Origin of the sequence: Neotamlana sedimentorum (assembly GCF_000943565.1) — a bacterium.
Taxonomy (GTDB): Bacteria; Bacteroidota; Bacteroidia; order Flavobacteriales; family Flavobacteriaceae; genus Neotamlana; species Neotamlana sedimentorum.
In genome coordinates, this window is record NZ_JTDW01000051.1 from 1 (window position 1) to 404 (window position 404).

Here is a 404-nt window from a genome sequence, read left to right on the forward strand (position 1 = left end):
GCATCACAATTCCACCAACCAATATCTCCAACCGCAGGACCAACACCTAAAGCCCCAGCCTCTTCGGCTAATTTCCAAGTACCTACAACTGGCGAAACCACTGCACCATCTCTAACTAATTTATATTGCCAGAATACACCTGCACCCGCTTCGATATAAACAGAAATAGTATTAGCATCTATAAAATCAACATTATAAGTTACCGAAGCTGGAGCATCTGCCGGATTACTTAATTCACCAGAATTAACAGCTTTTGCAAGCCCTATAAATGCCCCTGTGCCATTAAGAGTAACTGTTCCTGCAGTTTCATTATAAACATAAGTTGCAGTGTTAGAACCATCGTGTGGTGCTATTGGTGCTCCACAAGAATCGCTACCACCTTGCCAACCTTCGGTCCAGGTTTC

At 43.3% G+C, this 404-nt stretch carries 1 protein-coding gene; it reads right to left on the reverse strand.

Going from position 1 to position 404, the window contains the following annotated elements; all coding sequences use genetic code 11:
• Positions 1-404, reverse strand: a 404-nt coding sequence (locus PW52_RS17610; RefSeq protein ID WP_044634176.1) for a hypothetical protein, incomplete at both ends; no start/stop codon positions are given.